Origin of the sequence: Amycolatopsis sp. La24 (assembly GCF_029087445.1) — a bacterium.
GTDB classification, from domain to species: domain Bacteria; phylum Actinomycetota; class Actinomycetes; order Mycobacteriales; family Pseudonocardiaceae; genus Amycolatopsis; species Amycolatopsis nivea.
This window is the reverse complement of record NZ_JARACH010000027.1, coordinates 35397-49683: the sequence shown is the minus strand read 5'-3', so window position 1 is coordinate 49683 and position 14287 is coordinate 35397. Positions and strand designations below refer to the sequence as shown.

Genomic DNA, 14287 nt, shown 5'->3' with positions numbered 1-14287 from the left:
CGACGCACCACGTCGCAGTTCCGCGCAGAGGACCCCCGCTCATGTCCGCACCCACGCTCGCCGAACCACGAACCGGACGGCACCGTTCCGGCAGCGTGCGCGTCGTCGCCGTCATCCCCGCGCACGACGAAGAAGCCCAGATCGCACACACCGTCGCCGCACTGCGCGGACAGGACCGGAGCGTCGACGAGGTTTTCGTCGTCACCGACAACTGCACCGACAACACCGCCGCGGTAGCTTCGATCGCCGGCGCCCGGGTGCGACCGTCCACAAACAACACGCACAAGAAGGCCGGCGCCCTCAACCAGCTGCTCGCCTGGCTGCTGCCGCGCCTGGACGAGGACGACGTGATCCTCGTCCAAGACGCCGATTCCACTTTGGACCCGCAGTTCGTCAGCACCGCACTGCACCACCTCGACCACGGATACGGCGGCGTAGGCGGAGTCTTCCGCGGCGGCCCAGGCGGCGGTTTCGTCGGACACCTCCAGCGCAACGAATACGCCCGCGACGTGCACCGGCTGCGCGGAAAATGCCTGGTGCTGACCGGAACCGCGGCGATGTTCCGGGTCCGCACCCTCCGCGAGGTCTCCGCTGCCCGGCTCGCCGAACGGTTGCCCGCGGGCGACGGCCGCGGCGGGATCTACGACACCACCGTGCTCACCGAGGACAACGAACTCACTTTCGCCCTGCTGCACCTCGGCCACCGGGTGATCTCGCCCAGCGCGTGCACGCTGGAAACCGAGGTCATGACCAGCTGGAGTGCACTGTGGACACAACGCCTGCGGTGGAAGCGCGGCGCGGTGGAGAACTGTGTCCAATATGGACTGACCCGCGTCACGTGGCGGTACTGGGGCAGGCAGCTGATGACGATCGCGGGCGTGCTGGTCAGCGCGGTCTACCTGACCGCCCTCGCGATCGCCCTGTTCCACGGCGGCCTGCACCTCAACCCGTGGTGGCTCGGCATCTCGGCGATCTTCGTGGTGGAGCGGGTAGTGACCGTGCGCTACCGCGGCTGGCGCCGGATGCTGCTCGCCGCGTCGATGTACGAGCTGGTGCTCGACTATTTCCTGCAAGCCTGCCATCTCAAGGCATACGCGGACGCGCTCCTGCGCACCCGCAAGAACTGGTGAACACCCGGACGGAAGAGGGAACCCCCATGTACCAGAAAATCGGCGCGGCCTCGGCCGCGGGAATGACCGGCGGACTCGCGTTCACCGGAGTGAACGTCCTGTGGCTGCTGCTGGCGGGATTCGCTTTGCTGGCAGCGGGAACGGCCATGCTGCGGATCCTGCCGAAGGTCCGCAACCAGGACCGGTGACCGGCCGCGGACAGCGATTTCTGTTCCGCGTGCACCAGGCCGCGCTGGGCGAGCATGTCGCCGCGATCTGGGGCTGGGACGACGAAAACCAGCGCCGTTACCACGACCGCGCCTTCTCTCCTCGCATGTGGCAGATGATCACGGTCGACGGCGCGGGCCTGCTCCGCTGGCTGATCGACGTCGCGGCGGAGCGGAAACAGCCGCTGGTGCTCGAAGTCCTCGAGGTCAACCCCCGGGCACACGCGTTCTATCTGCGGCACGGTTTCCGCGAAACCGGCAGGCGCGGACGGAAAATCCTCCTGGCCCGACACCCGGACCAGGAGGATTGACCGAGCTGTCCGGCGTCAGCCCGCATCCGTCACCGTCCCCGTGACGTCCACGTCCGGGCCGGATTCCCTCGGCTCGCCCGTCACCTGCAGTAGCACGTGCTTCGCCGGGTCCGCCCCGTCGTGCCGCACAGTCGGGATCGTCAGCTCACCGCTCGTCTTCCCCGCCGGAATCTGCACCACCGCCGTCAACCCGGTCTCCGACAACGGCTGCTTCTTCGCCGGATCGAGGCCGTGCTCGATCAGCCACTCCGGATCGACGTCCGAGGTCATCAGTTCCGGCCCGGTCTTCGGCGCCTTCACCTGCCCGAGCACGCTGACGTCCGAATCGGCCACTGTGGACAGCCGGACCGGCCACGTCAGCGCACTGCCCTCCACCGCGGACGCCTCGGACTGCCCGACGCTGATCTTCGGAGCCGGGTCATCGTTCTCGACGTTCAGCGAGCCCTCCGCCGACCCGATCACCGTGCCGCGGGTGGCCTGCACCTCGGCCAGCATCCGGTACGGCCAACTCCACCGGGTATTCCCGGCGAGCGTCACGGGCAGGTCGAGCGTGTGCTGTCCCGGCGCGAGTGCGACCGCTTGATAGGTCCACTTCACCGACATCGGCGAGACCGTGTCCGCCCGGAAGACGCGCAGCGAACCGCCGCCGTCGCCGGTCACGGTGACCGGGATCTGGTACGTCTTCGAGCCGGAATCGCCTTCCTTGACCGTCATCGAACCGAGGTCGATCCGGGTCAGCGGGGCCGGATTCGGGTCGGGCAGACCGGGACGCCAGGCGTACGCGTCCAGCAGCCACGCCTCGCCGCCCGCTGTCCGCGGCGTCAGCTCCAGGCTGGCCACCTCCAGCTGCGGCGGCAGCGGCACCCGGACTTCCTGGCCCCAGAAGGATTTCGTGCGTTCGTTCCCGGCCAGTCCGGCCACCGTCACCGCACCCAGTTTCGTGCGTTTGCCCCGCGTGTCGAAGACCGCGACGTCGAACGACTCGGCCGGGACGTTCTCCGGCGCGATGAGCCGCATCGCCAGCGCCCGCGCGCCGTTCGGCGAAACCGGTTGCGGCAGCTGGATTTTCGCCGGAACCCCGGCCGTCGCCGAGCGCACGTGCACGGCGGTCCGCGACGGATCGGGAGCATCGTCCAGCCCGACGAAGTGCGGCGATTTGGACGCGCCGGAGTCGACGAGGCACCGCCGGTCCGGACCCAGTTGCTGGCAGATGTCGCCGCTCCCGGTGACCTTGGTCGACGAATCCGGGACCAGCACCGGGGTCCGCGCACCGCCGAGAGCGTGCGCCAGCACGTGCGCCGGATCGGCGGACGGCGCGCGTACGCCGGAACCGTCCAGCAGCGGCTCCATGCGCAGATCGTGCTTCTGGAACAGGTGCGCCGCAGCGGCGACATAGGTCGCGCCGACCGCTCGCTGCTGCGCGTCCGTCAGCCTCGCGGGCATGCCGGGCGAGCAGTACGGATCCGGCTGCGGGGAAAAGAAATCGTCCTGCGCCGGAGCCACCGCGACGCCAGGCGTCCATTCCGAGTTGAAGTAGTTGTGGTTGGCGCCCGAGATGTACAGCGCGCTGTGCAGAGCCGTGCCCTGGCTGACGCCGCGCGTACCGTCGACGTATTGCTGCCCCTGAAGACTCGAAACGTCGCCGTCGCAGGAGGGCAGGAAGGTGACCGACGGGACGTCCGGCACCGGGTTGAACCCGAACACGGTCGGTGCGATGAGCACGTCGCCGCGGATCTTCCACCGGACCGGACCGGAGAACCCGGTGTCGCCCGGCGGCGGATACAGACTGTCCATCGCCGCGCGGTTGACGCCCTCGCCGCCGCGGGAATGCCCCACCAGCACCACATTCGACAGATCCGCGGCCGGCGAATCGCGGACGATCTGCGGTGCGGTCGCGCGGTCGATGCCGGACCAGTCCGCCCAGTGCGCCAGGTGCAGCCGCACCAGCGACGACCGGGCCTGCGCGCCGCCGTCCTGCACCGCGTGGTCGAGCGCGTTGATCGCGTCAGCCGAAACGGACACTGTCACGAATCCCTGCGACGCCAGCAATTCCTGGGTCTGCAGGTAGCCGCGGTAGCTCGGGATCGGCAGCATCCCGGCCTTGCACGGCCAAGCCGTCGAGTAGTCGTCCGGATCGGCCGGGTGGTAACAGGGCTGGTGGCGGCCGTGCAGGAACACCACCAGCGGCCGGTTCCCCGGCGCGTGCCGGGGCGCGACGACCAGGCCCTGCATCTCGATCGGCCCGTCCAGCCCCGGCAGCCGCACCGGGTCGAGCGAATACTCGCCCTTGACCGTCGAGAACTGCCCGGGTTTACCGGGATCCACCGCATTAGCGGGCAGCTCGGGCAGCGGCGCCGCGGCCGGTTGCTTCGCCGTCGCGCGAGGCGGATTGGTCAGCGAACGGCCGCCGACGCGCACCTCCAGCCCGCGCAGATCGCGGATCCCGCCGGCCGGCAGCGAAAACGTCCGCAGGTCGGCCCGCGGCTGGGCGCGGCCGAGCAGCTTGCCGCCGGACCAGAACTCCACCGCACCGTCGCCGAACAGCGGCTTCGGCGCGGTCCAGAGCAACTGGCCGTCGGCGACGCGCCATTCGGGCGAAGCTGCCGGACTCGCCGCTGCCGACGGCGCCAAGGTGACTGCCAAGACGGCGGCTGCCGCGATGGGGACAAATTTACGCAGAAGGACCTTCACTGGGTACTCCCTCCCCGATGATCTTTCCTTTCTACCGGGAAAGCAGCCCGCCGTGCCAGAACGGCGACGAGGGTCCTGCGCACTCAACACCGACGACCCGTGCACCGTCCGGACCTGAAATTCTTGCTGCGCCAAGCGTTCAGGCCCGCATAGCCGTCTCAGCCCATTCCTCGAAGCTGGTCAGCGGAATCCCGAGTTCCCGCGCGAACTCGGGCCGCGCCGGTTGCCCGAGCGCGTTCAGCATCGCATGCGAAAAGCCCATCGGCGGCATCCCCGCGGCGAGCGCCTCCTCGACGGTCATGTCCGGCACCGGCAGCGGCACGCCCAGCACCCGGGACAGGACCGGCGCGATCTCGGCCATCGACCGGTAATCGCTCGCCAGTTCCAGTTCGACCCGGTGGAACCGCTCCGGTTCCGCGATCGCCGCCGCGGCCGCCCGGCCGATGTCCCGCGTCGCGGCCAGCGACAGCCGGGTTTCCGGACGCAGGATCGTCACCAGCCCGCCCTCGATGCCGCGCGGGAAGACGTACTGCGTGGACGGCAGGAAGTTCTCCATGAAGAACCCCGGCTTGAGCAACGTCCACCGCGGGAATTCCGCCGCCCGGAGCCGATCCTGGATCGCCGCCTTCGCCTCCATCGCCGGCGCCAGGAACGCCCAGCGCTCGTCGGCCAGTTCCGGCGATCCCGCGCCGCTCACCGAGGTGTGCACGAACTGCGGCACGCCGACGTCTTTCGCCGCATCGAGGAGATTCACCGCCTGGGTCACCTCCCCGGCGAAATCCGGCTCGGCCCCGCTCATGTCCGGCATCTGCACGCTGAACACCGCCCGCACGCCCTTCACCGCCCGGGCCAGCCCGTCCCGATCGAGCAAATCCCCGACGACGAGCTCCGCGCCCGCCGCCTCGACCGCCTTCGCCCGGTCCGCCGCCGGATCGCGGACCAGCGCGCGGACGGGAACTCCCGCCGCCAGCAACTCGCGCGCCGTCGCGCCGCCCTGCCGTCCCGTCGCGCCGACGACCAGTACCGGTGCTGCCTCACTCATGATTCTCCCTGGGAACGCTAAGTGGCGGGGCCCGCCATTTCGTGTCCGCTACGATACGGCGGGGCCCGCCACTTAGCAAACCCGGAGGTCACGCCATGCCCGGCCAGCAGCGCGCGGACGCGCGGCGCAACTACGCGCGGATTCTCGAGGTGGCCGAAGCGGAGGTCGCCGCACACGGGGCGAACGCGTCACTGGAGCAGATCGCGCGCACTGCCGGGGTCGGCTCCGCGACCGTGCGACGGCACTTCCCCACCCGGCACGCGCTGCTGGAAGCCGTTTCACAGGAACGGATCGCGCTACTGGCCGCGCGTGCCCAAGAACTGGCTGGGGAAGCCGACAGCCGCCGAGCGCTCCTGGAATGGCTGGACGACGTAGTCAGCTACTGCGTGACCGCGCGCGGCCTCGCCGCCGCACTCGCGTACGACGTGCCGGATCCGACGCACGGAAACTCCTGCTCGATGACACTGGAGGAGTCCGCGGCACCGCTAGTGGCCCGCGCCGCTCGCGACGGGGCCGTCTCGCCGGAGGTGACGGTCGGCGATCTGATCGCGCTGATCGTCGGCATCACGCTGACGACCGAACGCCATCCGGAACCGGCCGCCGAAGCCAGCCGGCTGTTCCGGATCGCGGTGGCGGGAATCAGCCCGCAGCCGGGTCGAGGCTGACGGCGAGCCGGTCCGCGACCGTGCGCGGCTCGCGGCCGAGAAGCTCCGCCAGCAGGGTGCCGGGCTCGGCGAAATAGCCCGCGCGGGAAGCCTGGTACCAGGTCAGCATCAGCCGGGCCAGCTGTTCCGGGACGCCGAGCGCGACCTGGTCGGCAACCCACCGTTCGTCTTCCACGACAACACGTTTGACGCTACGACCGGTGAGCCGCGAAGCGATCTCGGCGAAGTCGTCGAAGGTGACCGCGGCCGGAGCGGCGAGCGTGACAGGGCCGTCGATGACGCGGGTGCCAGCGAGGACAACCGCAGTGGCCTCGGCGATGTCCGCACGGTCGGTGTACGGGACGGGCCCGTCTGCCGGTTGCGCGATCTCGCCGGTCCGCTGCCACGGACCAAGCACCTGGTCGAGCGGGCCGTAGGCGCCGTTGCGCAGTGCGGTCCAGGCGACTCCGGAGTCGGCGAGGATCGCTTCGGTGGCGACGTGGATGTCCGACGGCCTGTACGGGTTTCCGGGGACAGCTCCGTGCTGGCTCGTGTAGACGATCCGCCGGACCCCGGCCGCCACAGCCGCGTCGACGGCGCCTCGGTGCAGGCTGACCATGTCGGCGGCCGGGTCGTTGCCGGACACCAGAAGGACCTGCTCAGCACCGGCGAACGCGTCGCGCAGCGCGGCCGGATCCTCGTAGGAACCCTGTCGCACGCGCACCCCACGGTCGGCGAAGTGCTGCGCTTTCGCGGGATCCCGGACGCTGACGCCGATCTGGTCCGCGGGTACGCGCTTGAGGAGGTGCTCGACGGTGGTGCCGCCCAGCCCGCCGGTAGCGCCGGTGACAACGATCATTTCTGCCCCTAGATCTAAGTTGACCCCACTGGTCAACTTCTCCTCTCCCGACTTTAGGTAAGCTGACCAAGCGAGTCAACTTACGCCGCGAGGCGACAGCGAGAGGGAGGGCGCAGTGCCTTCGGAGTCCGGGCTGCGCGCCGACGCCAGGCGCAATTCCGAGCAGATCCGCGCCGCCGCGATCGGCGCCTTCCAAGGCCGCGGCCTCACGGTCCCGCTGGAGGAGGTCGCACGAGCGGCGGGGGTCAGCAAGGCCACGATCTTCAACCGGTTCGGCGGCCGGATCGGGCTCATCGAGGCGGTGATCGAAGAGGTCGTCGCGACGGAACTGTTCGCCGTCATCGACCGCACGCGGGCCATCGACGACGCCGGCGAGCAGATCGCCTGCTACCTCACCGAACTGCGCGACCTCCAGTACCGCCAGCCCGCCGTCAACGACGTCCTGTTGCAGATCTATCCGCACTCGCCGCAGCTCATGGAGATCTGCCGGGTCGGAAGCGAGGCGAACGAAGAACTGGTCGCGGCGGCGCGGGCCGCGGGCGCGGTGCGGCCGGAGTTCACCGCGGGCGACCTCCACGCGCTCGTCGTCGACAACGCCCTCGCCCTCAAACACGGCGAACGGCCTGCCCGGGACGCCTACGACCGGCGCACCGCTTACCTGCTGGACGGGATCCGCCGTCCGCGGGAAACCTAGGGCCGCCCCGCCACCGCGTCCACCCCGGCGAGCAGCAGCTCCAGCCCGAACTGGAACCGCTCCTCGAAATCGAGCATCGACTCCACCGGCCCCGCCTCCAGGTGCACGTACTTCCGCGCCCCCAGCACGCCCTTCAGCACCTCGACCTCGTCGCCGGTCGCGCCCTGTTCTTCGAGCGTTTCGCCGAGCACGAAGCAGAAAACCGCGCTCGTCGCCCAGATCGCGTGCTTGCGCGGCAGCCCGGACGCCAGCAGGCCGCCGAGCAGACTGTCCACAAAGGTCAGATTGCTGCGCTTCGCCGCGTAGTTCCCGCCGACGATCCGCGCCCCGTCCCGATGCGCGAGCAGCGCCGTGCGCAATCCGGCGGCCATGCTCCGCACGCGGCTCTTCCAGTCGCCGTCCCCGGCGGGCAGCTTCGCGACCGCGCCGGCGAGGATCGCCTCGGCCATCTCGTCGATCAGCGCGTCCTTGCCGTCGAACAGGCGGTAGATCGCGGGCAGGTGCAACCCCATCCGGTCGGCCAGCTGGCGCATGGTGAGCGCCTCGAGCCCGCCCGCGTCGACCAGGTCCAGCGCCTCGGCCACCGCCCGCTCGGCGCGCGTCGCGGCGATTCCCGCCCGTTTCGTGTCGGTTGACATGTTAACGATGTTACCAATACTCTCGGCGAGGCGCGGAGTAACAACGTTAACAAAGGGAGGGAAGCCGATGACCTCGAACGCCGGAACCGCCGGGCAGCTGGACGTCTTCGTCCGGCAGCTGCGCTGGGAAGCCGACGGCGTCGTCTCGCTGGACCTGGCCGCCGCCACCGGGAAACCGCTGCCGAGCTGGGATCCCGGCGCGCACATCGACCTCGTGCTGCCGAACGGCGTCGAACGGCAGTACTCGCTCTGCGGTCCGCCCGGCGAACGCGCGTACTACCGGATCGGCGTCCGCCGGGAACGCGCGAGCCGCGGCGGCTCGGAATACGTGCACGCGTTTCTCCGCCCCGGCCAGCGCGTCGCGATCAAGGGCCCGCGGAACAATTTCGGCTTCCACGCCGCCCAGTCGTACGTCTTCGTGGCGGGCGGCATCGGCATCACCCCGATCCTGCCGATGGTCCGCACCGCGGCGGCCAAGGGCGCCGACTGGCAGCTGTACTTCGGCGGCCGCACCAGCACGTCGATGCCGTTCCTCGACGAACTCCGCGGCTACGGCGAGCGCGTGCACTGCCATCCGTCGGACACCATCGGCCGGATTTCGTTGTCCGCGCTGGAAAAGCCCGTCGAAGCCGGGGCGAAGGTCTACGCCTGCGGACCGGCTTCGCTGCTGTCCGATTTGGACACCGCGGCCGAGAACTGGCCCGCCGAAGCACTGCGCCTGGAACGCTTCAAAGCCCCGCAGGCTCCTCCCGCGGAGAACAAGCCGATCGAGGTCGAATGCGCGGCCTCGAAGAAGACCGTGTCCGTCGCCGCTGACGAAAGCATTGTCAGCGCACTGGAAAAGGCCGGCATCCGCCCGGTGACCTCGTGCCGGTCCGGAATTTGCGGCTCGTGCGAGACCAAGGTGCTCGACGGCGTCCCCGACCACCGCGACGGCATCCTTTCCCCGAGCGAACAAGCGGCAGGCGACCGGATGTTCGTCTGCGTGTCCCGCGCCCGCACCCCACGCCTCGTCCTCGACCTGTGACGGGAGAGCCCATGACCACCGCAGCCGACGCGTACGCGCCGATCACCATGGCGCGCATCCGGGAGATCATCGGTTTCCCGGACCAGTTCATCGCCGAGAAAAAGGAACCGCAGCTCGGCGAATTCGCCATGCGGTTCATCGCGCACAGCCCGTTCTTCTGCGCCGCCACCTTCGGCGCGGACGGCCTGATGGACGTCAGCCCGAAAGGCGACCCGCCCGGTTCGGTGCGGGTTCTCGACCCGTGGACGCTCGCCATCCCCGACCGTCCCGGCAACAAACTCGCCGACACCTTCGAGAACGTCACCGCCACCTCGTCGATCGGGCTCGTGTTCTTCGTGCCGGGCCTGCGCGAGGTGATCCGCGTCAACGGTGACGCCTTCGTCACCGACGATCCGGAACTGCTGAGCATGCTCAGCGCGGACAACAAACCCGCAGTCCTCGCGACGGTCGTCCGCGTGCGCGAAGTGTTCGGGCAGTGCGGAAAAGCCGTCATCCGAGCGAAATTGTGGGAGGGTGACACCCGCGGACTCGCCGAGGCGGCGACCCTCGGCGGCGATTTCTACACCCTCTCCATCGCCGAACAGGCGCAGAAAATCAACAACAGCCTCGGCGACCTCGTGAACGGCGGCCTGTACGACGTGGTCGACGAAAACTACCGGACCGAGCTGTTCTAGAAACTCCGTTGCTCCCACCGCGAAGCGCTGCCTAGTATCCGTTTTGTGCGATCCCGACCGGCCTTTCCCACCGACGACACCATCACCCGCGCACTCACCGAACAGTGGCAGCCCGTCTCCGAGATCGCTTACCTGCCTTGGGGTTTCGGCGCGCACCACTGGCGCGCCGGCTCCTTGTTCGTCACGCTGGACCAGCTCGAACCCCGGCACACCGCGGCGTCACTGGAAAGCACTTATGCGAGCGCCGCCGAACTGGCCGCAGCCGGGCTTGAGTTCGTCTGCGCCCCGGTGCCGACGCGGTCCGGCCGGTTCACCGTCGACACCGGAGCCGGCGCGCTCAGCGTCACCCCGATGCTTGACGGCCGCAGCCCCGCGGAAGACGAGGTCGACAAACCGGCAATCCTCGCCGCGCTCGACGCCCTGCACCGCACCCCGCCGCCCGCCGGACTGCGCGAGTGGGCACCAACGGTCGGCCCCGGCTTCGCCGACGAACTGCGCGCCCGCACCGCCGAACCCTGGACGTCCGGCCCGTTGGCCGAAGAAGCCCGCACCGCCCTCGCGTCCCGCGGCGATGCGATCAAACGCTGGAACGACCGCTACCTCGAACTGGCCGCGCTAGCCGCCTCCCAGCGCGGATCCTGGGTCCCGACGCACGGCGAACCCCATCACGGCAACCAGGTCGCCACTCCTGAGGGCCTGCGCCTGGTCGACTGGGAAACCCTCGCCGTCGCCCCGCGCGAACGCGACTACGCCGACCTGCCCGGCACCCCGGGTCTGGACCCGGAAATGCTGGAACTGTTCGCCCTCGACTGGCGGCTCTCCGAACTGCGCGAGTACGCGGACTGGTTTTCCGCGCCGCACACCGGGAACGAGGACGACGTCATCGCGTGGGAAGGGTTGCGCGAGGAACTGGGCCTCGCCTGACCGAGGTCCCGGCAGCTGTTCTCCTTGGCAGTCACGGCGTTTCGGGTGACGAGGCCGACCGCTCTGCCGACGGTATTGCGCAGTGCCAGCCCGTGCCGAGTCCGCGGAACGAGCAGCGCGGCGACAAGGTTGACGCGCCGATGCTTCGGGTCCACCTGCCGCCGGTGTTTCGCCTCGTAGACCTGAAAAGCCCGGGCGTGATCGCCAGGATGCGCTGCGAGCGCTTCGGCCAGCGTCTGCGCACCGGTCACGGTCGTAGCCGGGCACCCGCCCGCCGCGGAAGGTGAACGTCGCGAGCGGCTTTCCCCTGGACGGATGGACGGTGAGCATCCGGCCGGGCGCGGTCGACCTGCTGACCGCGGAGCGCCGCGGCACCTGACCCAGCGGCCGCCCTGATCACCGGACGCGGACAACGAGATCCGGCTGCCGGAACCCTCCGGCGTCGACCCAGCGTCCGCCGTCGAGGCGACCGGTGGCGGCCACCCGGTCGAGCTGGCCAGGCGAGCAAAACCTGCGGCCGTCCCCGCCCCCGACGATCTCCCCGGTGTCCGCGAACAGGTGGATCTGCCGCGTGAGCGTCCATTCGCAGCGCACGACCGGCCGACGCAAAACAGCTTCGAACCAGTTCGCCGCCCGCGTCGCCAATTCTTCCGGCCCGCCGGTGGCGGCGAACGCCAGCTTGGTCGGCTCGTCCGGCAGGGTGAACAACTGGTTGTGCACCTCGTCGCCGCGCAGGGTCCGGCCGTCCAGATGCACCCCGAGGGTCATGAGTACGCAGCGCGCGACCGGATCGGACAGGTCCAGGGAAGCGATCAGCGGAAGCTCCGCGTCGGGCGGATCCACTCGGCTGTCGAGCGGGCTCGCGCGCCAATGAGCCGCGCGAATCCGCAGCGCCTCGACAAAGCGGCGCTCAGTCTCGCCGAGCTCGCCGTCGTATTCGAACCATTCGTCCGCCACCTCCGGAAGCATGCCAGCGCAACGACTAGGTATCCAGCAATTCCGGAACGAAAATCTCCTCCACCTTCATCAGCCTCTTCGACAATCCCTGCTCGAAGTGCCACCGCAAGAACGCCTCGACCGACCGCCGGTTCTTCTCAATCCCGTACGGCCACCAATCCTCCCCGAACAACCGGCGGTTCTCGTCGTACAACGCACTGAACCACGGCACCATCCCGGCATCGCCCATGTGATTGAAAATGCGCCCCCGCCGGTAATCCGCCATCGCGACTTCCTTCGCTTCGACAAATCCCCGATACAGCCGCTCCGCCAGACCCGGTTGCTCCGCCAGCAGATCCCGCCGGACGACCACCGCATGCATGATCGGCCGGATTCCGGTCCGCCGGTAATATTCGCGCTCCACCCGCACGTAATCCGGGAACAACTGCGCCACCTCCGGCGAATCCTCCCGGATGCCGCGCGGCGGATCCGCGGTAATGAACGCGTCGATCTCCCCGCTCTCCAGCATCGGCCCGAGCGCTTTCCCCGCCGGAGCCTGCCGCACCTCCACTTCCGCGGGATGCAGTCGCGGAACGAAATCGAACCACTCCATCGGCCAGTCGAATCCGCCGATCACCCACCGGCTCTGTTCCGGCCGCACGCCGTACTCGTCGGACAGCATGCCTTTCGCGACCACGCCCGCGTCGTGCCCGTAAGTCGCGAACTCGCCGATCGTCTTGCCGATCAAATCGCGCGGTGCCCGGATGCCGCTGCGCGCGTTGACGTAGATCGCCGAATGCCGGAACTGCCGGTTCGGGAACACCGGCAGCGCGACGAACGGCGGATCCGGCAGGTCCAGGGTGCGCAGATAGAACGTGAGCCCCAGTTCGGCGACAGCGAACTCCCTGCCCCGCACCATCCGCTCGAACAGGTCCGAGACGATGTCGGCGGTGTGCAGGGTCGCGTCGACGCCCTCGAAGCGGACCCGGCCGTCGAACAGCGGGCGGGTGTTGTCGTAGCGGTACAGGCCGAAGTCCAGCCGCAGGTCGGTCATCACGTGCTCCTCTCCGTCCCGTCTCATACTAAACGCGTTTACTATCTGCGGGCAACCGCTACGATGCCTCCCGATGGACAAGTACGCGCTCGCCGAACTCTTCGCCACCGCCTCGCTCGGCGCCCCCGAGAACGCGGTGGGATTCGTCATGTGGCGCGTCGTGCACCGCTACGTCCGCGAGGTCGACCAGGCCCTCGCCCCGCTCGACCTGACGCACCTGCAGTTCCAGATGCTCGCGCTCGCCGGCTGGCTCAACCGCACCGGCGGCCCGGTGACCCAGTCCGGGCTCGCGACGTCCGGCGACATCCACCCGATGCAGGTGTCGCAGATCCTGAAAACGCTGGAGCGCAAGGGATTCGTCGCCCGCGCGCGCAGCGCCGAGGACGTCCGCGCCAAACGCGTCGAGGTCACCGACTCCGGCGGAGCCGCCCTGCGCGCCGCGATGCCGCTCGTGATCGAGGTGCAGCACCGGATCTTCGGCGACGAGGGGCTGCCCGGCGGAAGCCTGCTGAACACCTTGCTGCGCCTGGACAATTCCTGACCGGGGCCCTTGCCGGGCTGCTACGGTGGAAGCGCACCTGTCTCGGGAAGGGACGATGCCGGGAGCTTTCACCGACCGCAAAGCACAAGAACGCTACTTCGCCGTCTACGCGCGAGTCCTGCGAGAATGGCCGGTTCCGTCCGAGGAACTGGACATCCCGACGAAGTTCGGCCCCACGCGCGTCCGGCGCAGCGGTCCCGGGCACGGCACTCCGATCGTGCTGCTGCACGGCATCATGGGCTCGTCCCTGTCCTGGTACCCGCACCTCGCCGAACTGGCCGCCCGCCATCCGGTCTACGCCGTCGATTCGATCGGCGAACCGGGCCACTCGGTCGAGACCGTCTCCGTCAGCACCGACGACGACCTCGCCGCATGGCTTTCTGAACTCCTCGCCGCGCTCGGCCAGGAAAAGGCGTACCTGGCCGGGGTTTCGCGCGGCGGGTACCTGGCGCTGAACCTCGCGACCCGTTCCGCCGACCGGATCGCGGGCGTCATCGGCCTGGAACCGGCCGGCTTCGCGGAGATCAGCGTCCCGAAATTCCTCCTGTGGAGTTTCCGGGAGATCTTCCGCTGGCTGCTGCCCGCCGCGATCCAGCGCCGGATCGTCGCCGGCGATCCGACGGTGCGGCGCACCTTGCGGCCCCCGCTGTTCGCCAGCCTGAAGTACAAGGCGCACCTGCCGCCGCAGCACGTCTTCACCGACGACGAACTCCGCGCGATCGAAGTCCCCGTCCGCCTGGTCCTCGGCGAACGCAGCCACATCCACCGCGCGTCCGAGGTCGCCGCCCGGGTCGCGAAGCTGAATCCCCGGATCAGCACGGAAATCGTGCCGAGAACCACGCACGCGCTAACGCTTCAGCAGCCCGACCTCATCACCACGCACGTTCTCGACGTCGCCGAAACAGACCCAGCCTGA

At 69.3% G+C, this 14287-nt stretch carries 16 protein-coding genes; 10 read left to right on the top strand and 6 right to left on the bottom strand.

Going from position 1 to position 14287, the window contains the following annotated elements; genetic code table 11:
• The first annotated feature begins 41 nt into the window (after positions 1–41).
• Genes PUT80_RS24570 through PUT80_RS24560 form a run of 3 tightly spaced genes read left to right on the top strand, consistent with a single transcriptional unit; the run spans position 42 to position 1647 of the window.
• Positions 42–1130: a glycosyltransferase family 2 protein gene (locus tag PUT80_RS24570; protein ID WP_275293631.1), complete on the top strand. Its 1089-nt coding sequence runs from the start codon at positions 42–44 to the stop codon at positions 1128–1130.
• A 26-nt stretch (positions 1131–1156) separates the two neighbouring features.
• Positions 1157–1318: a hypothetical protein gene (locus PUT80_RS24565; RefSeq protein ID WP_158691359.1), complete on the top strand. Its 162-nt coding sequence runs from the start codon at positions 1157–1159 to the stop codon at positions 1316–1318.
• Positions 1315–1647 (top strand): hypothetical protein, encoded by a 333-nt coding sequence (locus PUT80_RS24560; protein WP_275293630.1) that lies wholly within the window; start codon positions 1315–1317, stop codon positions 1645–1647. Before PUT80_RS24565 ends, PUT80_RS24560 begins: the two co-directional genes overlap by 4 nt.
• 15 nt (positions 1648–1662) lie before the next feature.
• Here the strand turns inward: PUT80_RS24560 and PUT80_RS24555 are convergent, their stop codons facing one another.
• Entirely contained in the window at positions 1663–4290 is a 2628-nt protein-coding gene (locus PUT80_RS24555; protein WP_275293629.1) for a hypothetical protein, read from the bottom strand.
• Positions 4291–4477: 187 nt separating this feature from the next.
• Complete coding sequence (locus tag PUT80_RS24550) at positions 4478–5380, bottom strand: NmrA/HSCARG family protein (RefSeq protein WP_275293628.1); 903 nt, start codon at positions 5378–5380, stop codon at positions 4478–4480.
• 95 nt (positions 5381–5475) lie between these two features.
• Here PUT80_RS24550 and PUT80_RS24545 point away from each other — a divergent pair, with 95 nt between their 5' ends.
• The gene (locus tag PUT80_RS24545) at positions 5476–6045 is read left to right on the top strand and encodes a TetR/AcrR family transcriptional regulator (protein WP_037814012.1); all 570 of its coding nucleotides are present in this window, start codon (positions 5476–5478) and stop codon (positions 6043–6045) included.
• Here the strand turns inward: PUT80_RS24545 and PUT80_RS24540 are convergent.
• A complete protein-coding gene (locus PUT80_RS24540; RefSeq protein WP_275293627.1) occupies positions 6020–6883 on the bottom strand; it encodes an NAD(P)H-binding protein in 864 nt (287 codons plus the stop codon). The genes PUT80_RS24545 and PUT80_RS24540 overlap by 26 nt on opposite strands.
• Before the next feature lie 115 nt (positions 6884–6998).
• On the opposite strand from PUT80_RS24540, the gene PUT80_RS24535 reads away from it, so the two are divergent.
• The gene (locus tag PUT80_RS24535; RefSeq protein ID WP_275293626.1) at positions 6999–7577 is read left to right on the top strand and encodes a TetR/AcrR family transcriptional regulator; all 579 of its coding nucleotides are present in this window, start codon (positions 6999–7001) and stop codon (positions 7575–7577) included.
• On the opposite strand, the gene PUT80_RS24530 is transcribed toward PUT80_RS24535, so the two are convergent.
• On the bottom strand, positions 7574–8215 hold the full coding sequence (locus PUT80_RS24530; RefSeq protein ID WP_051729012.1) for a TetR/AcrR family transcriptional regulator C-terminal domain-containing protein: 642 nt from the start codon (positions 8213–8215) through the stop codon (positions 7574–7576). The two genes, PUT80_RS24535 and PUT80_RS24530, sit on opposite strands and share 4 nt — an antisense overlap.
• 67 nt (positions 8216–8282) lie before the next feature.
• On the opposite strand from PUT80_RS24530, the gene PUT80_RS24525 reads away from it, so the two are divergent.
• The 3 genes from PUT80_RS24525 to PUT80_RS24515 are packed head-to-tail and all read left to right on the top strand — an operon-like array spanning position 8283 to position 10840.
• Positions 8283–9242, top strand: a complete 960-nt coding sequence (locus PUT80_RS24525) for a PDR/VanB family oxidoreductase (protein WP_275293625.1) — start codon at positions 8283–8285, stop codon at positions 9240–9242.
• An 11-nt stretch (positions 9243–9253) separates the two neighbouring features.
• Positions 9254–9916, top strand: coding sequence for an MSMEG_1061 family FMN-dependent PPOX-type flavoprotein (locus PUT80_RS24520; RefSeq protein ID WP_037814020.1), 663 nt, complete (start codon positions 9254–9256; stop codon positions 9914–9916).
• A 45-nt stretch (positions 9917–9961) separates the two neighbouring features.
• Positions 9962–10840 (top strand): hypothetical protein, encoded by an 879-nt coding sequence (locus PUT80_RS24515; protein WP_275293624.1) that lies wholly within the window; start codon positions 9962–9964, stop codon positions 10838–10840.
• 396 nt (positions 10841–11236) lie between these two features.
• Here PUT80_RS24515 and PUT80_RS24510 read toward each other — a convergent pair whose 3' ends face one another.
• Together PUT80_RS24510 and PUT80_RS24505 are read right to left on the bottom strand one after the other, a co-directional pair.
• The gene (locus PUT80_RS24510) at positions 11237–11797 is read right to left on the bottom strand and encodes a hypothetical protein (protein ID WP_275293623.1); all 561 of its coding nucleotides are present in this window, start codon (positions 11795–11797) and stop codon (positions 11237–11239) included.
• A 25-nt stretch (positions 11798–11822) separates the two neighbouring features.
• Complete coding sequence (locus PUT80_RS24505; protein WP_275293622.1) at positions 11823–12830, bottom strand: 4,5-dihydroxyphthalate decarboxylase; 1008 nt, start codon at positions 12828–12830, stop codon at positions 11823–11825.
• Between the two features lie 73 nt (positions 12831–12903).
• Between PUT80_RS24505 and PUT80_RS24500 the strand changes: the two genes are divergently transcribed.
• A complete protein-coding gene (locus tag PUT80_RS24500) occupies positions 12904–13371 on the top strand; it encodes a MarR family transcriptional regulator (protein WP_275293621.1) in 468 nt (155 codons plus the stop codon).
• Between the two features lie 55 nt (positions 13372–13426).
• Positions 13427–14287: an alpha/beta fold hydrolase gene (locus PUT80_RS24495; RefSeq protein ID WP_275293620.1), complete on the top strand. Its 861-nt coding sequence runs from the start codon at positions 13427–13429 to the stop codon at positions 14285–14287.

What these genes read in the sequence shown, in the direction of transcription:
- PUT80_RS24525 (WP_275293625.1), top strand. Translation starts at nt 8,283, where the DNA reads ATGACCTCGAACGCCGGAACCGCCGGGCAGCTGGACGTCTTCGTCCGG.
- PUT80_RS24495 (WP_275293620.1), top strand. Translation starts at nt 13,427, where the DNA reads ATGCCGGGAGCTTTCACCGACCGCAAAGCACAAGAACGCTACTTCGCC.
- PUT80_RS24565 (WP_158691359.1), top strand. Translation starts at nt 1,157, where the DNA reads ATGTACCAGAAAATCGGCGCGGCCTCGGCCGCGGGAATGACCGGCGGA.
- PUT80_RS24530 (WP_051729012.1), bottom strand. Translation starts at nt 8,215, where the DNA reads ATGTCAACCGACACGAAACGGGCGGGAATCGCCGCGACGCGCGCCGAG.
- PUT80_RS24540 (WP_275293627.1), bottom strand. Translation starts at nt 6,883, where the DNA reads ATGATCGTTGTCACCGGCGCTACCGGCGGGCTGGGCGGCACCACCGTC.
- PUT80_RS24550 (WP_275293628.1), bottom strand. Translation starts at nt 5,380, where the DNA reads ATGAGTGAGGCAGCACCGGTACTGGTCGTCGGCGCGACGGGACGGCAG.
- PUT80_RS24500 (WP_275293621.1), top strand. Translation starts at nt 12,904, where the DNA reads ATGGACAAGTACGCGCTCGCCGAACTCTTCGCCACCGCCTCGCTCGGC.
- PUT80_RS24545 (WP_037814012.1), top strand. Translation starts at nt 5,476, where the DNA reads ATGCCCGGCCAGCAGCGCGCGGACGCGCGGCGCAACTACGCGCGGATT.
- PUT80_RS24505 (WP_275293622.1), bottom strand. Translation starts at nt 12,830, where the DNA reads ATGACCGACCTGCGGCTGGACTTCGGCCTGTACCGCTACGACAACACC.
- PUT80_RS24520 (WP_037814020.1), top strand. Translation starts at nt 9,254, where the DNA reads ATGACCACCGCAGCCGACGCGTACGCGCCGATCACCATGGCGCGCATC.
- PUT80_RS24570 (WP_275293631.1), top strand. Translation starts at nt 42, where the DNA reads ATGTCCGCACCCACGCTCGCCGAACCACGAACCGGACGGCACCGTTCC.